The following is a 15,549-nucleotide window of genomic DNA, read 5'->3' on the forward strand; positions in this document are numbered from 1 at the left end:
GCCAAAGGGAGCGTCAGACGGCCTGAAACCAGAAGAAGCGTCTCCGGGTACGGCCGAATCGGCGGCGCAGTACCCGGAGAAAACGCGCCTTGTTACATGGAATCATGCTCCGTCCGGGCAATGAGATCGTTTTGCAGATCCGGGGACAGGTCCACGAAGTAGGCGCTGTACCCGGCGATCCGGACGATGAGGTTGCGGTATTTTTCAGGGTCCTTCTGGGCGGCGATAAGGGTGTCCTTGTTGATGACGTTGAACTGCACGTGCCAGAGCTTGAGGTCGCACACGGTCCGGATAAACGAAACCATCTTCCGGGTGCCGCTGTCGCCCTCCAGGCATTTCGGCGTGAACTTGATGTTCAGCAGGCGGGCCGCCCGGTCGCGGTAGCCGTAGTTCTTGGTGCTGAAGTTCGAAAGCAGAATGGCGGTCGGACCGTTGACATCGGCGCCGTGGGAGGCCGACGAGCCGTCGGACAGCGGGCTCCACGCCTTGCGGCCGTTCGGCGTGGCGCCGACCACTTTGCCGAAGGGCACATGGGAGGTGAAGGGCACGTAGCGCACGTCGTTGTGCATGCCCAGTTCCTTGGAGTACTTGTTGCCATACTCCACGGACAGCAAATCGATCTCGCGGCCGATGACGTCGGCGTAGGCGTCATTGTTGCCGTAGCAGGGGGCGTTTTTGAGAATCTGACGGATGTCTTCCTTGCCCTCGAAGTTGCAATCCAGGGCTTCCAACACCTGATCCATCGTCAGGGTCTTGTCTTCGAATACCACCTTCTTGATGGCGGCCAACGAATCGATGACGGTGCCGAAGCCGATGTATTCGAAGTAGCCCATGTTGATGCCTTCGGGAATCTGCGGCGTATGCAGATCGAGGCAGTATTTCATGCACAGGTCGTGCATGGCGGAACCCATGGGCTGGGCGAAGTGGCGGGCGCGCAGGTTGTTGATGAGATACTGCTGGATGAAGGCCGTCTTCAGGAAAAGGATGTGCTGGGCCTTGTAGGCCTCCCACAGATCCTCCCAGCATTTGAACGCGTGGGCGTCGCCGGTTTCCTTGCCGAGCTGCTTGTCGCCGTACTTGTGCATGCGCCCGTTGTACAAAGCCATTTCCAGGGCGGCCGCGAAGTTGATGTAGGCGCCGCCGCTGGTATAGGTGTCGCGGTTGGGCATGCGGGCTTCCGAGCAGCCCGAGACGGCGTAGTCATAGGCTTCGGCGAAGGTCGCCCCCTTGGAGACGTACAGGGGCACCACTTCCTCGTCGTTTATGAGCTTGGGGAAACCGGAGCCATCCTTGATGGTCTCGGACACTTCCCACAGGAACCGTTCCGGCGAGCGGGAGTGGATGCGGGCGGCCAGATCCGGGTAGTGCAGCGGGAACTCCCGCTTGGAGCGCAAGAGCAGGTAGCTCAGATCGTTGGTGGCGTCGCGGCCGTCCGGGGTCTGGCCGCCGACGGTCACGGCTTCCCAGTGGGCATAGCCTTCGTTGAAGGCCCCGCCGTTGGGCGAGATGTAGAGGTCGATGAACTGGGCCATGCCCACCCACATGCACTCGATGAATTCGAGGGCCTGATCCTCGGTAAGGCGTCCTTCGGCCAGGTCCTTGGCATAGTAAGGATAGAAATACTGGTCCATGCGGCCGTTGGAAACGATGGTTCCGGTTTTTTGCTCCAGACGGGAGAACATCTGGGTAAACCACTGGGACTGTACGGCCTCATGGAAATTGCGGGCCGGCTGCTCGGGAACGCGCTCGCAAATGTCGGCCATGGTCTGGAGTTCTTTCTTGCGGAGAGGATCTTTTTCCGCCGCGGCCTTTTCCCGCGCCAACGCCGCATGCCGCTTGGCCCAGGTGACGATGGCATCGCTGACGATCACCACGGCTTCCAGGAACGGGCGCTTCTCGCAGTTGTCCACCGGGCTTAACGGATCAAGTGCGGCCAGCTTTTCCTGGGCTTCCTTTCGCAGTCCGCCAAAACCGCGTTTGAGAACCTTCTCATAGTCGTGCACCCACTGGATGGAGGAGCGGAAGGAGGAGGTCTCGTTGACGATGTACCGCGAGCGCAGGCCTTCGGGATCATCATACGTCAACTTGTGCACATCGGCCGGCAGGGCGGTGTTGAGATCCTCATGGTAGGTTTTGCCCTTCCAATATGGGGCAATATCCTCAATGACAACCTTGGCGTCCTCGGGCGTGATGGAGAAGGGCGATTCGCGGCGGTTGGGCAGATCCTTGATGGAGACATCGAGAAAGTCGCCATCGAGTTCGGGGTACAAAATACCGTAACGGCCCTGGCAGCCGGCCCGGCCGGCCAGCAGCTGGTTGTCGTCGATGTAGACCGTGATGTTGTCGGCGATATGCTTGAGCGCCTTGGCCCAGCGCAACACCAGCGGCTGCCCTTCGGTGGCCCGCATGGACTCGGTAAAGTACTTGGCGCGTTCGATATCGATGCGCGGCCGCATTCCTTCGAAGGAATCCAAAATGGCAAACGCCCGACGATGTGTCGCCCGGTACGGATCTTTTTTGCCTTCAATTTTATTTTGAAGGCGTTGCTCCTGCGGGGACATTGTTCCACAACACTCAATATTCAGCATAGCCTGTCTCCTTGAGCGGATGCTCTGGCTTTAGAATTCCGGATATAATGAACACAATGATCTTTTTTGTACCGTCGCGTCTGCCTTGCTCAAAAGGTTTTGTGACGTGATGTAATACAAATAAGGGATTGAGTAGTCTTATCCCTTTCGATCTGTTTGTGTTCAATCTCCGTAAGCCGGAAATTGCAGAGACCATGCCAAAGATCGGTGAAGGCCCGTATCTTGTGCAAACAGGCGCAAGCGGATGGATTTTACGTCATGGAGTGAGCCACAGAGCGGAATCCGAGGGGTCGGGTATGGCGCATAAATGAGACATTTTTTTTAAAAAACTAAATATATAAGTAAGTTATAAAAGTAACGAATGCGTTGCAATTTTGCGTCAGCGTGTCAGGTCTGCACCCGATCCAAGCCTGCATCCAGGGGGCACGCCGCCAGGAATCAAAAAAACTTTGAAATAGACGTGACCGGCTGATCGGGCGAAAGAACCCTCTCTGCGCCAGGGGACGGGGCTGCTCTAAAATGGAAGGGCCTGGAATCAAGCGGGGCGATGGCTGCTTCGGGAATGGAAGACGAGCGCCGTGCAGGCATGTCTTTTGCTATGTGGCGCTCCTGCCAACCAAAGGAGTCTGTCCATGGCTATCATCGATTTCAGATTCCGGCCGAATACACCGGAAATTATCAACGGTATTGCCAACAGCAATATGTTCAAGGCCGCTTGTGCCGTCATCGGCTTTGACAAGCGCAAGCCCCAGCCACTGCCCGAAATCGTTGCCGGTCTCGACGCCCGCGGCGTGACGCGTTGCGTCATTACCGGCCGCGACAGCGAGACGACGTACGGGTCCCCGGCGAATAATCCCGAGGTGCTTGCGTTCATCCGGGCCTATCCCAAACGCTTCATCGGTTTCTGGGGTGTGGACCCGCACAAGGGCATGAAGTCCGTGCGCGAATTGCGTCAGGCCGTTACCGAATACGGCATGCGCGGGGCGTCCATCGATCCGTATCTGGCGCATCTGCGGCCGGATGCCGCCCGCTACTATCCCCTCTACGCCGCCTGCTGCGATCTCAATATCCCCGTTGCCGTGACCACCGCGCCCCCGCCGCAGGTGCACGGGGCGCTGATCGACTACACGGACCCCCGCTTTGTCGATGTGGTGGCCCGGGATTTTCCGGATTTGACCATTGTGATGAGCCATGGCGCCTATCCCTTCGTCACCGAGGCCATCTACACGTGCCTGCGCAACGCCAACGTCTACATGGATTGTTCCGAGTATGAACGGGCGCCCATGTCCGACGTCTATGTCCAGGCCATGAACACCATGATTCCGGACAAGGTGGTCTTCGCCAGCGCCCATCCCTTCATCGAGCAGGCGGATGCCCTGGCGGCCTATGCCGCGATGCCGCTTTCCGACGAGGTCCGGCGCAAGGTCCTCTATGAAAATGCCTTGCGTGTATTGGGTGAGTCGGTCGCGTAGGCCCTTTCCGGCAACAGACAAGAAAGCGGGGAAACGGCATGTCCGCGGGTGCGTATCTGGCCATCGCAGGCTGGGGGCTGGGCGGCTTCGTCAACGGCTATATGGGGTTTGGGGCGGCTCTGGTCGCCATGCCGCTCGTCGCGCTCGGCAACGATATGGCGCTGGCGCTGCCGGCGTGCAGTCTGCTGGTGCTGTCCCTCAATATCCAGATGGCCTGGAATTACCGCCGCTCCATCGCCAGGAAGCCGGTGTGGCTTATGCTCACCGGAGCCGTGCCCGGGGCGGCAATGGGCTTGGCGTTGCTGCGATTCGTTTCGGAAGCCGGGTTGAAACTGGGACTCGGCGTATTGTTGCTGTGCTGCGCCGCCTGGGGACTGTGCTCCAGCAGGGTGCGGCATGGCAGCCTCGCCGCCGGCTGGGGCGTTCTGGCCGGGCTGTTGTCCACGTGTTTCGGCACGGCCTTCGGCATTAATGGCCCGCCGCCGGCCGCCTACATGTTGCTTCGTGGCGGTAACCAGTCCGAAACCAAAGGGGCGCTGGGTTTTTTCTTCGTCTGGAGTACACTTTGTATCGTGGGGGCGCAGCTTTTGGCCGGCATGTTTTCCCTGCGGGCCGTGGCCCTGGCTGGAATCGATCTGCCCGTCATGCTGGTGTGCAGTCTGTGCGGCATGCGCCTGTCGGCGCGTCTCGGGACGGCAACCTTTCATCGGGTGATGTCGGGGTTGCTGCTGGTTATGGGCTGCAAGCTGATCTGGACGGGGGCGTCCTAACCCAATTGGTCATGCACTTTTGAGAGGAGGGTCCGATGCGTCAACGCGCACTTGTTACCGGTGCCAGTCGGGGCATTGGTCTGGAGGTGGCAAAACGGCTTCTGGAGAGGGACATCGAGGTGGTGGCCGTATCGCGGTCCTTTGACACGCTTAATCCGGCCTTGGCCCGCCGGTTTTCCCTCTTTCCCTTCGACCTGACGGATGTGGAGGCCATTCCGGATATGGTCGCGCATATCGGCCCGGTGGACATTCTCGTCAACAATGCCGGCATGATGCTTTCGTTGCCGTTCGATGCCTATCCCGAAGAGCAGAAAAGACGCATGTTGCGCCTGAACCTGGAAACGCCCATTGCCCTTATGCGCGAATACGGCAAGCGCATGGCCGGGAAGCGGGGCGGGCGCATTGTCAATACGGCGTCTGTGGCCGCCCATACCGGGCACCCGGATATCTGGTACGGCGTCACCAAGGCCGGGTTGCTCAATGCCACCAAGAGCTTTGCCAAGCTTTTGGGTCCGCAGGGGGTGATCGTCAACGCCGTTTGTCCCGGTCCGGTTGCCACCGACATGCTGGAGCGCATTCCCGAAGCCCGGAAGGCGGCGATCCAGGGACAGAGCATCGCCGGGCGTTTTGCCTATCCCGAGGAAATCGCCCAGACCATGGTCTGGCTGGCCACCGAGAGCCCGGCGTACATCAACGGGACCGGCATCGACATTGTCAACGGCATTTGACTGTCCCGGGAGTTTTCCGGAGGCCACGGCGGCTTCGGAATCGGATCGAGTCCCTCAGACGGTGGATCGTGCTTTTGGATATGCCTGGCTTGCGGAGTCTCCCGATTCCCCCTATGTCGGCAGGAAGTCGGAAAAGGAGGCCCCATGGGACCCAGGTATGGGCGCGTTATCGTTTGTTTGGTTGTCTGGGCGCTTTTTCCCCGGAGCCTTGCCCTGGCCGATGGCGCGGAAACCATCGACCGGAAGGGCGTGTGGGCGTTGCCCGAGGCCGCCTGGACCGACTGTCTGCAAAAGGGGCAGGACGCCACCGGCTGCCTGTCGCGCATCATGCGCCAAACCGACGCGACGCCCCAGGCCCTGGCCATAAACAAGCTGCTCGAGGGCGAAGGCTACATGGAGGCTTTCCAGGAAATGGGGCGGGTGGACGTGGCGGTGATGGTTTTTTCGCTGCGGGCCAACACCAACGCCGTGACCTATCTGGTCAACGGTTCGCCGACCCTCGTTTCGAGCGAAATCGAGCCCGCCGACCTGCCGCTTGCCGCCGACCCGATTTACGCCGCCTTGCAAAAGGCCCATCCCGAACTCATGTTCTGGCCGACCGGCGAGGGCCCAAGCGCCGTGAATACCCCGCCCGGCGGCGGCCAGGGTTTCGTCTTCAGCTATCCGCTCTTAAACGGCTGCCACGCCTGTGCCGTGCTCGGCCAGGCCCTGCTTTCCCTCGATTTCGGCCCGGACGGGACCTACCGCGGCCCGCGGCTCCTCCGCGTGGAAGCCCGGTAGGAGGCGAAGAGAGGAAAGAAGTGCGAGAGGGGAACCCTTTTTGAAAAAAGGGTTCCCCTCTCGCGCTCTCCTCTCCCAAAAACTTTTAACGGTGACAAGCTGTTATCGTTAAAAGTCTTTGGAAAGGGGTTTGGGGGAAACCTTTCTTCAGAAAGGTTTCCCCCAATGCTTATTTCGATGCGAGCTTCCAGCCTGTGACCAGGGCGATGGCCTTGATGCCTTTTTTCTCGCCGGTAAATCCCATTCCTTCCTCGGTCGTGGCCTTGACGTTGACGTGGGACTTGTCGAGCCCCAAAAGCGCCGCCACGTTCAGCCGAATGGCCTGGGCATGGGGCCCGATGCGCGGAATCTGGGCGATGACGGTCAGGTCCACGTGGGTGATGGCAAGTCCCTGGTCGCGCGCCAGAAGCAGCGCCTCGCTGACGAAGACCCCCGAGGCCATGTTGTCGAAATCGGGATTGCTATCCGGGAAAAGCTGCCCGATGTCGCCGCCGGCCACACAGCCGAGGATGGCGTCGGTCAGGGCGTGCAACAGCACGTCGCCGTCGGAATGGGCCAGCACCTCGGGCGCGCCGAGGATGGGGTAGCCGCCGAGCTTCATGGGCCGGGCCGGCTGTTTGCCGGGGTGGACGGGATCGGCGTAGCGGTGCACGTCGTAGCCGTAGCCGACCACGGGCACGGGCGACGGAGTGGCGTCTTCGAGCAAGAGCAAGTCCTCGGGATTGGTGATTTTCCGGTTGTCCGGGTGGCCGGGCACGGTGTGCACAGGGCGGCCGAGGTGCTCGACGAGGCTTGCGTCGTCGGTGACGGTGAAATCCTCGCCGGCGTGTTCGAAGGCCTGGCGCAGGAGGGCCGCGTCAAAACCCTGGGGGGTCTGCACGGCGGCCAGCCGGCTGCGGTCAAAGGTGGCCTGCACCGCCTCTTCGCGCACGTCCTTGATGGTGTCCGTGACGGGCAGCACCGGAATGACGGCCTCGTGTCCCTCGCGAAGGGCGGTGATGACCCGGCCGATGAGCCCCGGGTCGACAAAAGGCCGCGCCGCGTCGTGGACGAGCACATGGCGGCATTTCGGCGGCAGTGCGCCAAGCCCGTTTTGGACCGAATCCTGGCGGCGGACGCCTCCGGCCGTGGTGACGACCGCCACACCCGGATCGTGGGCGACCAGCAACCCGGCCAACTCTTCCCGGGCCGCGTCCAGATCGGCCGGCGGAAACACCACCACCACGCCGACCACATCCGGGCAGCGGGCAAAGGCGGTTAGCGACCGCCAGTACAGCGGCCTGCCGCCAAGGCGCAGAAACTGTTTTTTGATGCCGCCCGAGGCTTCGGCGAGTCGGGTCCCCGAGCCGGCGGCGAGCAGAACGGTCCAAACGGACACGGAACATCCTTCAGGCTAAAGTGGAAAAAAAGGGGAGTCGGCCGATAAGCCGGGTTTTGTTCCCCGGAGATTCCGGGGCGGTCGTCATTCCTCTAGGACCGCGATTACCCGCGGCCTCAAGCAACCTACCCGAGGGCACGGCCGGGCCAGCCTTGACGCCCTCCTATTTGGTCTTGCTCCGAACGGGGCTTGCCGAGCTTGCCGCGTCACCGCGACAACTGGTGGGCTCTTACCCCACCGTTTCACCCTTACCGGCGCACGCGCCGGCGGTTTGCTTTCTGTGGCGCTCTCCCGGGATCGCTCCCGCTGGGGGTTACCCAGCGTCCCGCCCTATGGAGCCCGGACTTTCCTCCCCGGGCCAAAAGGCCCGCGACGACGACCTGTCCGACTCCCCGACATCCCAATAAGACCGTTTCCCTGGCACGTCAAAGGGATTGGGGCGACCCCGTTGGGAAGCTATCCGATCGGTATCTTGTGCCCGCGCCGCGCCGATGGTACACGGAAACCATGGGAAATGGCACGAAATTATCGGGAGGCGGCGTGATGCGGACCTACTTTTTCATGGCCCTTGCCGTGGCTGTGGCCAGCCCGGCTTTGGCTACGGATTGGGTCTTTTTGGGCGCGCACGACGACCAGTCCGTGGAACTTTACTATGACCGCCACTCCGTGCGGGTGTCCAGAAACACCGTCTGGGTCCGTGTGAAGCGGGTTTTTTCCGAGGACGAAGGCCGGGAGCTGGCCGCCGAGCACGGCGACGGGCAACCCATTGCCTACAGTGTGGAGCGCATCCTGCTGGACTGCGCCGGCCGGCGGATCAAGCGCAATGCTTCGGCGTGGTACGGCGTAAACGGCAAGCTGCTCGAACGGACCGTGGCCACGCCGGGCGTGCCCTGGCGGCCCTTGCGCTCTGGGGGGCTGGGCCAGGCGCTTTGCCAGGAACTGGATTAGACGGACCACGCTTGTTTAAATTATCTAGATATTCCTTGTAGCTCTGTGGTGATTCGGCTCTGTTGAAGAGTCTTTGGAAAGGGGGTCTGGGGGGAGAACCTTTCTGCAAGAAAGGTTTCCCCCCAGCCTCTTTTCGAGGGGCATCACGAAGATGCTCCTTGGGCAAAAAGTCCGGCCAGGGCGGCGAGCAGCGTCGCCTTGCGCACGGGTTTGCGCAGAAAAAGGGTACAGCCGGCTTCCAGACAGGCGGCTTCGTCCGCTTCGAGTGCCCTGCCCGAAAGCCTCACGATGGGCGTCGGGGCCAGGCCGCGTCCGGCTTCGTGGGCCCGGATGCGGCGAGTGGCCTCTAGGCCGTCCATGACCGGCATGATCGTATCCATGATGACGCAGTCGTAGGCCCCGGCGACGAACCGTTCCAGCGCTTCCCGGCCGTTCTGGGCTTCTTCCAGAACAACGGGCGCCTCCTCCAGGTACAGCCGCACGAGATGCCGGTTGATGGTGGAATCGTCGACCACGAGCACGCGCCAGGGGCCGCCCGGGGGCCAGGACGGTCCGGGCCTGGCGGCGTTCTTGTCCGGGGACGCGTCCGGTGGGGGACCGGTTTCCATCCCGGTCAGGCGAGTGCCGGGCAAGGGGGCCGTTGGCGGGGGGCGGCCGGCAAGCAGGTGTTTGGGCGGACGTGGGCAGTCTGGCATAGTGTGTCGCGTGTTGTTTGCTCGCAAAGCGTAACGTTTAACCTGTTGGGTGGGAAACCGGACAACGAATAGCGGACACAGCACGGTTCTCCCACTATGGAACTTTTTTTTGCCAAGTTCAATGGGGTTCCGCAAAAAAAGAATCCCTCTCGCCTGATGACAATATGAACGTGCTTATGGCAGGCTTTCCGCAAAAGACATGTCGGAATTATTGAGCTTCTTTTATGAATAAGCACATTGTTCTGCTGGCGGCGCTGGTGTTGCTTCTGGCGTCCGCCGTGTCCGTGCCGGCGGCCGCCCGCGACGATGCGGGGTATGGCCGGCTTTTGGCGCGCCATGTGGCGGACGGGCGCGTGGACTATGCCGGGCTGAAAAAAGAGGAAGCGCAACTCGACGCGGCGTTGGATGCCATGGCCCGGGTCGATCCGGCCGCGCTCTCGCCCCAGGCGCAATTCGCCTATTATATCAATGTGTGTAACGCCTGGACCCTGAAGCTGATCCTGGAGCATTATCCGGGCATTCGTTCCATCAAGGAGGCGGGGAGTCTTTTCCGTTCGCCGTGGAAACGGTCCTTCGTGCGTCTGCGGGACGGGGTGGTGAGCCTCGACGACATCGAGCACGGCATCCTGCGGCCGCGTTTTCATGACCCGCGTGTGCATTTCGCCGTCAACTGCGCCTCCAAGAGCTGTCCACCCCTGGCCGGCGCGCCGTATCGCGGCGACATAGTAAACGCCCAGCTCGACGCCGCGACCCGGGCCTTCGTGAACAACCCGAAAAACACCTTTTTCAAGGACGGCGCGCTGCATGTGAGCCGCATCTTCGACTGGTACGGCGAGGATTTCGGCGGCGAGCCCGGGGTGTGGGCCTTCATCCATCGCTTCGCCGATGCCCCCCTGGCCAGGGAAATGGACGCCGCGACCCGCCACGAACTGGTCTATGACCCGTACGACTGGTCGCTCAACGGCGGATAGCCATGCTTTCCGCCAGACCAGATTTCCCCCCGGGCGGGTCAGGGAACGGGTTTCCCCGGCCGTGGAGTTTCAGGGCGGCGACACCCTTTTTGCTCTTGCTCTGCGCCCTGGCCGGGCTGGCGCTGGCCGGGCGGCTGGAAGCCGGGCGAGGCTGGTTTGTCTTCTGGTGGCTGGCGTCCTTTGGCGGGTTGGCCTGGGCCGTTGTCCGCTTTCCGGGGCCCGGGCGGGGCAGGGCGGTCATGGCGCTCCTTGCCCTGGGCGTTGCGCTACGTCTGGTCTTTGTGTGGGCCTGGCCGGCCGACTCCGACGTCAACCGCTACATCGTCGAAGGCGCGTTGCAAGCCGCCGGTGGCAATCCGTATCTGCTGGCCCCGGGAGATTCGGGAACGCTACGGCTTTTGCCCGAAGCCCTGCGCCCGGTGATTGACCGAGTCAACCACCCGGAACTCTCTGCCGCCTATCCGCCTCTGGCCGAGCTCTTTTGCCGACTGGTGGCCGCGATTTCCCCGACTCCGGGCGCGTTTCAGGCGGCGGCCGCCCTGGCGGACTTTGCGTTGTGCCTGGCCGTGGCCGTCTGGGTGTGGCGCACGGGACGTCCGGCAGCGCTTTTGCTTTTGTGCCTGGCCAATCCGCTCTCGCTGGCCATGGCGGCCGGGGAGGGGCACTGCGACGCGGTCGCGGCCCTGGGCGTGGCCCTGGCCGTGGGCGCATTCGCGTCCAGGCGGGACCGGACGGGCTTTTTCCTGCTCGGTGCGGCGGCCATGGTGAAATATCCGGCCGTGCTCCTGCTGCCTTTCTTTTTGCACCGGACCAACGCCGGCAAGGCCTGGACGGCCTGTCTGCCCCTGGCGCTGTTCGGGCTGTATGGCCCGGCCGAGGGGCATTTTTTCACTTCTCTGGCCGCCTTTGCCGGCTATGTCGCTCATGGGGGGCCGGTTGCGGCCGGGCTGCGCCCGCTTTTCGGGGGCCTTGCGCCGTGGGCTTCCCTGGCCGTTGGCGCGGCTTTTCTGGCCGGACTGTGGCTGACAGTCCAGGACGATCGGCGCGGCCCCATCGCCGGGTTGACCGTCGGGCTCGCCTGCCTGCCCACGCTCTATCCCTGGTACTTCCTGCCGCTGGTGCCCTTGCTCCCGACCCGGCCGGGCTGGGCCTACTGGTGGCTTTTGGCCGGTCAGGGCCTGGTGACCGCGCCTTCCTGGCTGCGGGCCGGCGGACTTGGCGGCGAGGCCTGGGCCATGGCGGCCGTCTGGCTGCCGTTTGTCGCGTTGACGGTCCTTGGCTGGGGGCGTTCGCTGCTTCTGGTCCCCGGCCGGTCTTTCGCGCCGGTTACGCGGCTTTGGGTGGTGATTCCGGCCCGAAACGAGGCCGACCGGCTCGGGGCGTGCCTCACGTCCCTGGCTCCGGGGCTTGCCGAGGGAACCCTCGCCGGGGTGGTGGTGGCCGACGGCGGTTCGAGCGACGCCACCGCCTCCGTGGCCGCCGCCCATGGGGTGCGGGTGGTCGCGGCAACGGGCGGTCGGGGGGGACAGATCGCCGCCGCCCTGGCCGCCTGTGCCGGCGAGGCCGTGCTGGTGGTCCACGCCGACGCGGTGTGTCGGCCGGATGTGCCAGGGCGGGTGCTTTTCGCCCTCAACCGGGACCTACGCCTTTCCGGCGGGGCGGTGGGCATGGATTTTTCCGGCGGCGGCTTCGGGCTTTGGGCCATTGCCGCCCTCAACGCCCTGCGCGCCCGGGTCACGGGCATAAGCTTTGGCGATCAGGGGCAGTTTTTCCGGCGCGCGGCCCTGGGCGGGGCGGGCGGCTTTCCAGACATGGCGCTCATGGAGGACGTGGAACTGGCGCTAAAGCTGCGCGAGGCCGGCGAGACGGCCTACCTCGGCGGCGGGCTGACCGTTTCGGCCAGGCGGTGGGCCGGTCGGGGCTTTGGCCCCAACGTGGTCCGGGTGCTCACGCTTTTTGCCGGCTATCTCCTGGGCCGCCGCCTGGGACTGGGCGATCCCACGGGCCTGCGCCACTACCGGCGCTACTACGGCCGGCCGCCTCACCAGACGCCGATATAGCCCTTGGGCGCAAGATCCCAGGTGCGGCCGTAGACGTTGACCGTCTTGGTCGGCTCGCCCCTGGCGTCGACCAGCATGCCGCCGGCGTGCAGCCAGCCGAGGATGCCGGCGGCCATGTTGGCCACGGGCAGTCCTTCCCTGGCCTTGGCCTCGGCCCACTGGCCGCTGCGGTAGCCTATGGTGCAGTAGGCCACGGGCCGCTTGTCGCCGAATCGGCCGGGATCGGCCAGGTACTCCTGGGGCGTTACGGCCCCGGGCAGGATGGATACGGCCCGCTCGGCCGGCTCGCGCACATCGATGGGCAGGAGCTTGCCCTGCCGCCACAGCGACACGGCTTCCTCGGCCGACACTTCCGGCGCGGTGGGGAAATCTTTTTTGTATTGGGCGAACAGTTCGTAGATGCGGGCCTTGCGCGCGGCGTCATCGGTCGGCGGCCGGGAACAGGCGGCGATCACGAGCAGGGCCGCAAGTATGGCCAGCGCTGTGGCCAGCGCGGCCCGGCCTACGATCCGTTTTTGTCCGGCCCGGGCTTTCGGGCGGGAGAGACGCTTGCAATTTCCCGCCGCCCCCGGCGGCAGGTCTCGGGCAATCATGTTCCCCCCGGGTTCGCTTTGCCGCCGGTCAGACAAAAGGCGACGACGCCGATGATGATGACCGCCATGATGACCAAATATCCCATGGTTGAAATCCTATCATGCCTCACCCCCGGCGTCGATGGGCAAGAGATGACAGCCGCGTCAAAACGATCTATCTGACGGCGACAGTTGCCATAGCCTTTTGAAGCCCTATTGATTGGAGGACACATGCGAAAATGGAACTGGCTGCTTGCGGCCGCCCTGGTTGCCTGCGTGGCCGCGCCCGCACGGGCCGATGACGATGTGGACCGGGTGCGCAAGGTGTTAAAGGAGCACCCCGAGATCGTCGTGGAGGCCATCAAGGCCCAGGGGCCGGCCGTGCTGGAAGTGATCGAAAATACGGCCAGGGCCCGGCAACGCGATCTCGAGCGTGCCCGTTTCGCCGCCGAGCTGGCCAAACCGCTGCAACCCGCGCTGGAGCCCGGCCGCGCCGCCCTCGGACCGGCGAACGCCCCGGTGACCATCGTCGAATACTCCGATTTCCTGTGTCATTTCTGCGCCCAGGCCAACGGCACGGTCAAGGCCTTGCTCAAAAAGCACCCGGAGGATGTGCGCCTCATCTTCAAGCACTTCGCCACCGGGAAAAACGACGCCCGGGCCGCGCTCTACTTCGAGGCCATCAACCTCCAGGACCCCAAGAAAGCCTGGGCGTTCATGGACAAAGCCTTCGCCAACCAGGAAGCCGTGGCCACGAAGGGCGACGAGGCCCTCTCCGCTATGGCCAAGGAACTCGGCGTGGACATGAACCGGCTGGCCAAGGACCTGACCCGCAAGGACCTTGCCGAGCGCATCAAGGCCGACGTGAAGGAAGCGCGGGGCTTCGGCTTTGCCGGCACCCCCATCTTTCTGATCAACGGCGCGGCGGTGCGCGGAGCCGTGCCGCTGGATATCCTTGAAGAATACGTGGCCGTGGCCAAGAATCCCAAGGCGGCCGCGACCCCAAAGCCCTGACGCCGCCGTACCGTCCCTGACGCGGGCGGAATTCGCCGGCGGGCAGGAAGGGACCTCCTCCCCGGGCGGGCTTGTCATCCGGGCCCGCCCGGCCTATGGAGAGATATCCCAAAGGCCTTTGGGCCAGGTCGTGCCATGCCAAGCGTCAGACAGATACTCGTCCAAAACGTCATTAAATCCTTGCCCGTGGGCCTTATCGTCATCGACCCGAAAGGGGACGTGATGGTGGCCAGCCCCTCGGCGGGGGTGCTGCTCGGCATACCGGCGGAAAGCCTGGAAGGCAAAAGCTGGCGCACGCTCATCCGCCCGGAAACCGCCAACGAACAGTTCAATCGCAATGTCGGCGATGCCGTGGAAAAGGGCCGGGCCTTTCGCCATTGCCTGACGGATTACCAGTGCCCGGACGGCCAGCCGCGCCGCTTTTCCATGACCGCCTCCTGCGCGGAAAACGGGGGCAAGCGGGCCGGCGTGACCTTTCTGCTCGACGACGTCACGGCGCTCTACCGCAGCCGGGAGCGTGAGACGGCCATATTGCGGGAGAAAAACCGCCTGCAATACGACATGATCGAGAGCCTCAACAATCTGGCCCTGTCGGTGGCCCACCAGATCCGCAATCCGGCCGCGGCCATCGGCGGCTTCGCCCTGAAGCTTTTGCGCGAGCACAAGGAGCGGCACCTGCCGACGGAATCCCCGGACATCATTTTTCAGGAGGCCAGACGGCTCGAGGAGCTGGTGGCGGCGGTGGTGCGGCTGTCCTCGCTGCCCCATCCGCGCCTGACGGCCCTGCCCCTGGGCGGGCTGGTCGAGGAGGCCTCGGCAAGGGCCGAGCAGGCGGCCGAGTCCCTGCACAAGCGCCTCGAATGCGCCCTGTCCCTGGAGGACGTCGAGATCGTGGCCGACGGCAGCATGCTCGGCCAGGCGCTGCATGAAATTCTGCTCAACGCCCTGGAATTTTCCGGGCGTGACACCGTGCGCGTGACCATCACCCTGGCGCGGCGCGACGACAGCGTCCTGTTGGCCGTGACCGACGACGGCCCGGGCGTGCGCCGCGATCTGCTCCCCTTCGTATTCGACCCGTTTTTCACCACCAAGGCCCGGGGCGCGGGCATCGGTCTGACCCTGGCCCGGCGGGCCGTGTCGGAGCATAACGGCGAAATCGACGTGCGTCCGGCCGAAGGCGGGGGCACGACCGTCGCCATGCGCCTTTTCGACACCCCTGAGGCCGGGCTTGGCCGGGAAGCCTTTTGCGGGCCCATGGGCCTCGATGTGCGCGAGATCAAGACCAAGGCCCGGGAACTCGGGCTCGACGTCACGGGACTTACGACCATCGACGCCGTGCGGGCCATCCAGGAAAAAGAGGGATTCGCCCCGTGTTTCGCCTGGGGCGTGTATGACCGCTGCGGCCAGGAACTGTGCGCCTTTCGCCGGGAATGCGTGAAGACGACCCGCATCGGCGACGTGCGCCGCATCACGTACGGGGGGACCAATGACGGTCCGGCCTGAAGGGGACTCGTCGCGAACCCCGGCGCTGATTTTTATGAGAAAGCGGGAAATTGAAGTCGGTATCCGGTGC

At 63.7% G+C, this 15,549-nt stretch carries 13 protein-coding genes and 1 other RNA gene; 9 read left to right on the top strand and 5 right to left on the bottom strand.

Going from position 1 to position 15,549, the window contains the following annotated elements; all coding sequences use genetic code 11:
• Positions 1-92: 92 nt before the first annotated feature.
• A complete protein-coding gene (gene hpsG, locus ACMZ6R_RS02560; RefSeq protein ID WP_416109262.1) occupies positions 93-2,588 on the bottom strand; it encodes a (2S)-3-sulfopropanediol dehydratase in 2,496 nt (831 codons plus the stop codon).
• Positions 2,589-3,220: 632 nt separating this feature from the next.
• Between hpsG and ACMZ6R_RS02565 the strand changes: the two genes are divergently transcribed.
• The 4 genes from ACMZ6R_RS02565 (at position 3,221) to ACMZ6R_RS02580 (ending at position 6,338) form a co-directional block, all read left to right on the top strand.
• On the top strand, positions 3,221-4,060 hold the full coding sequence (locus ACMZ6R_RS02565; RefSeq protein WP_416109264.1) for an amidohydrolase family protein: 840 nt from the start codon (positions 3,221-3,223) through the stop codon (positions 4,058-4,060).
• A 38-nt stretch (positions 4,061-4,098) separates the two neighbouring features.
• Positions 4,099-4,830 carry a sulfite exporter TauE/SafE family protein gene (locus ACMZ6R_RS02570; RefSeq protein WP_416109265.1) on the top strand — a complete coding sequence of 244 codons (732 nt, stop codon included), beginning with the start codon at positions 4,099-4,101 and terminating at the stop codon, positions 4,828-4,830.
• Between the two features lie 35 nt (positions 4,831-4,865).
• On the top strand, positions 4,866-5,558 hold the full coding sequence (locus ACMZ6R_RS02575; protein ID WP_416109267.1) for an SDR family NAD(P)-dependent oxidoreductase: 693 nt from the start codon (positions 4,866-4,868) through the stop codon (positions 5,556-5,558).
• A 144-nt stretch (positions 5,559-5,702) separates the two neighbouring features.
• On the top strand, positions 5,703-6,338 hold the full coding sequence (locus ACMZ6R_RS02580) for a hypothetical protein (protein WP_416109269.1): 636 nt from the start codon (positions 5,703-5,705) through the stop codon (positions 6,336-6,338).
• A 169-nt stretch (positions 6,339-6,507) separates the two neighbouring features.
• Here the strand turns inward: ACMZ6R_RS02580 and ispD are convergent, their stop codons facing one another.
• Positions 6,508-7,716: a 2-C-methyl-D-erythritol 4-phosphate cytidylyltransferase gene (ispD, locus tag ACMZ6R_RS02585; protein ID WP_416109271.1), complete on the bottom strand. Its 1,209-nt coding sequence runs from the start codon at positions 7,714-7,716 to the stop codon at positions 6,508-6,510.
• 29 nt (positions 7,717-7,745) lie between these two features.
• An RNA gene (gene rnpB / locus ACMZ6R_RS02590) (RNase P RNA component class A) lies at positions 7,746-8,108 on the bottom strand.
• 151 nt (positions 8,109-8,259) lie between these two features.
• Between rnpB and ACMZ6R_RS02595 the strand changes: the two genes are divergently transcribed.
• Entirely contained in the window at positions 8,260-8,664 is a 405-nt protein-coding gene (locus tag ACMZ6R_RS02595) for a surface-adhesin E family protein (RefSeq protein WP_416109313.1), read from the top strand.
• Positions 8,665-8,807: 143 nt separating this feature from the next.
• Here ACMZ6R_RS02595 and ACMZ6R_RS02600 read toward each other — a convergent pair whose 3' ends face one another.
• A complete protein-coding gene (locus ACMZ6R_RS02600; protein ID WP_416109272.1) occupies positions 8,808-9,296 on the bottom strand; it encodes a response regulator in 489 nt (162 codons plus the stop codon).
• Between the two features lie 287 nt (positions 9,297-9,583).
• On the opposite strand from ACMZ6R_RS02600, the gene ACMZ6R_RS02605 reads away from it, so the two are divergent.
• On the top strand, positions 9,584-10,330 hold the full coding sequence (locus ACMZ6R_RS02605) for a DUF547 domain-containing protein (protein ID WP_416109273.1): 747 nt from the start codon (positions 9,584-9,586) through the stop codon (positions 10,328-10,330).
• 89 nt (positions 10,331-10,419) lie between these two features.
• Entirely contained in the window at positions 10,420-12,390 is a 1,971-nt protein-coding gene (locus ACMZ6R_RS02610; protein ID WP_416109275.1) for a glycosyltransferase, read from the top strand.
• Here the strand turns inward: ACMZ6R_RS02610 and ACMZ6R_RS02615 are convergent.
• Entirely contained in the window at positions 12,372-12,983 is a 612-nt protein-coding gene (locus ACMZ6R_RS02615; protein WP_416109277.1) for a rhodanese-like domain-containing protein, read from the bottom strand. The two genes, ACMZ6R_RS02610 and ACMZ6R_RS02615, sit on opposite strands and share 19 nt — an antisense overlap.
• A gap of 210 nt (positions 12,984-13,193) precedes the next feature.
• Between ACMZ6R_RS02615 and ACMZ6R_RS02620 the strand changes: the two genes are divergently transcribed.
• Entirely contained in the window at positions 13,194-13,976 is a 783-nt protein-coding gene (locus tag ACMZ6R_RS02620) for a DsbA family protein (protein ID WP_416109279.1), read from the top strand.
• Positions 13,977-14,111: 135 nt separating this feature from the next.
• Positions 14,112-15,479 (top strand): sensor histidine kinase, encoded by a 1,368-nt coding sequence (locus ACMZ6R_RS02625; protein ID WP_416109281.1) that lies wholly within the window; start codon positions 14,112-14,114, stop codon positions 15,477-15,479.
• Positions 15,480-15,549: the final 70 nt, after the last annotated feature.

Origin of the sequence: Solidesulfovibrio sp. C21, from assembly GCF_047785625.1 — a bacterium.
Lineage (GTDB): Bacteria > Desulfobacterota > Desulfovibrionia > Desulfovibrionales > Desulfovibrionaceae > Solidesulfovibrio.

Excerpts from the sequence above, each read along its gene's own strand:
- ACMZ6R_RS02615 (WP_416109277.1), bottom strand. The coding sequence starts at position 12,983 with ATGATTGCCCGAGACCTGCCGCCGGGGGCGGCGGGAAATTGCAAGCGT.
- ACMZ6R_RS02570 (WP_416109265.1), top strand. The coding sequence starts at position 4,099 with ATGTCCGCGGGTGCGTATCTGGCCATCGCAGGCTGGGGGCTGGGCGGC.
- ACMZ6R_RS02605 (WP_416109273.1), top strand. The coding sequence starts at position 9,584 with ATGAATAAGCACATTGTTCTGCTGGCGGCGCTGGTGTTGCTTCTGGCG.
- ACMZ6R_RS02620 (WP_416109279.1), top strand. The coding sequence starts at position 13,194 with ATGCGAAAATGGAACTGGCTGCTTGCGGCCGCCCTGGTTGCCTGCGTG.
- hpsG (WP_416109262.1), bottom strand. The coding sequence starts at position 2,588 with ATGCTGAATATTGAGTGTTGTGGAACAATGTCCCCGCAGGAGCAACGC.
- ACMZ6R_RS02625 (WP_416109281.1), top strand. The coding sequence starts at position 14,112 with ATGCCAAGCGTCAGACAGATACTCGTCCAAAACGTCATTAAATCCTTG.
- ACMZ6R_RS02595 (WP_416109313.1), top strand. The coding sequence starts at position 8,260 with ATGCGGACCTACTTTTTCATGGCCCTTGCCGTGGCTGTGGCCAGCCCG.
- ACMZ6R_RS02580 (WP_416109269.1), top strand. The coding sequence starts at position 5,703 with ATGGGACCCAGGTATGGGCGCGTTATCGTTTGTTTGGTTGTCTGGGCG.
- ACMZ6R_RS02565 (WP_416109264.1), top strand. The coding sequence starts at position 3,221 with ATGGCTATCATCGATTTCAGATTCCGGCCGAATACACCGGAAATTATC.
- ACMZ6R_RS02575 (WP_416109267.1), top strand. The coding sequence starts at position 4,866 with ATGCGTCAACGCGCACTTGTTACCGGTGCCAGTCGGGGCATTGGTCTG.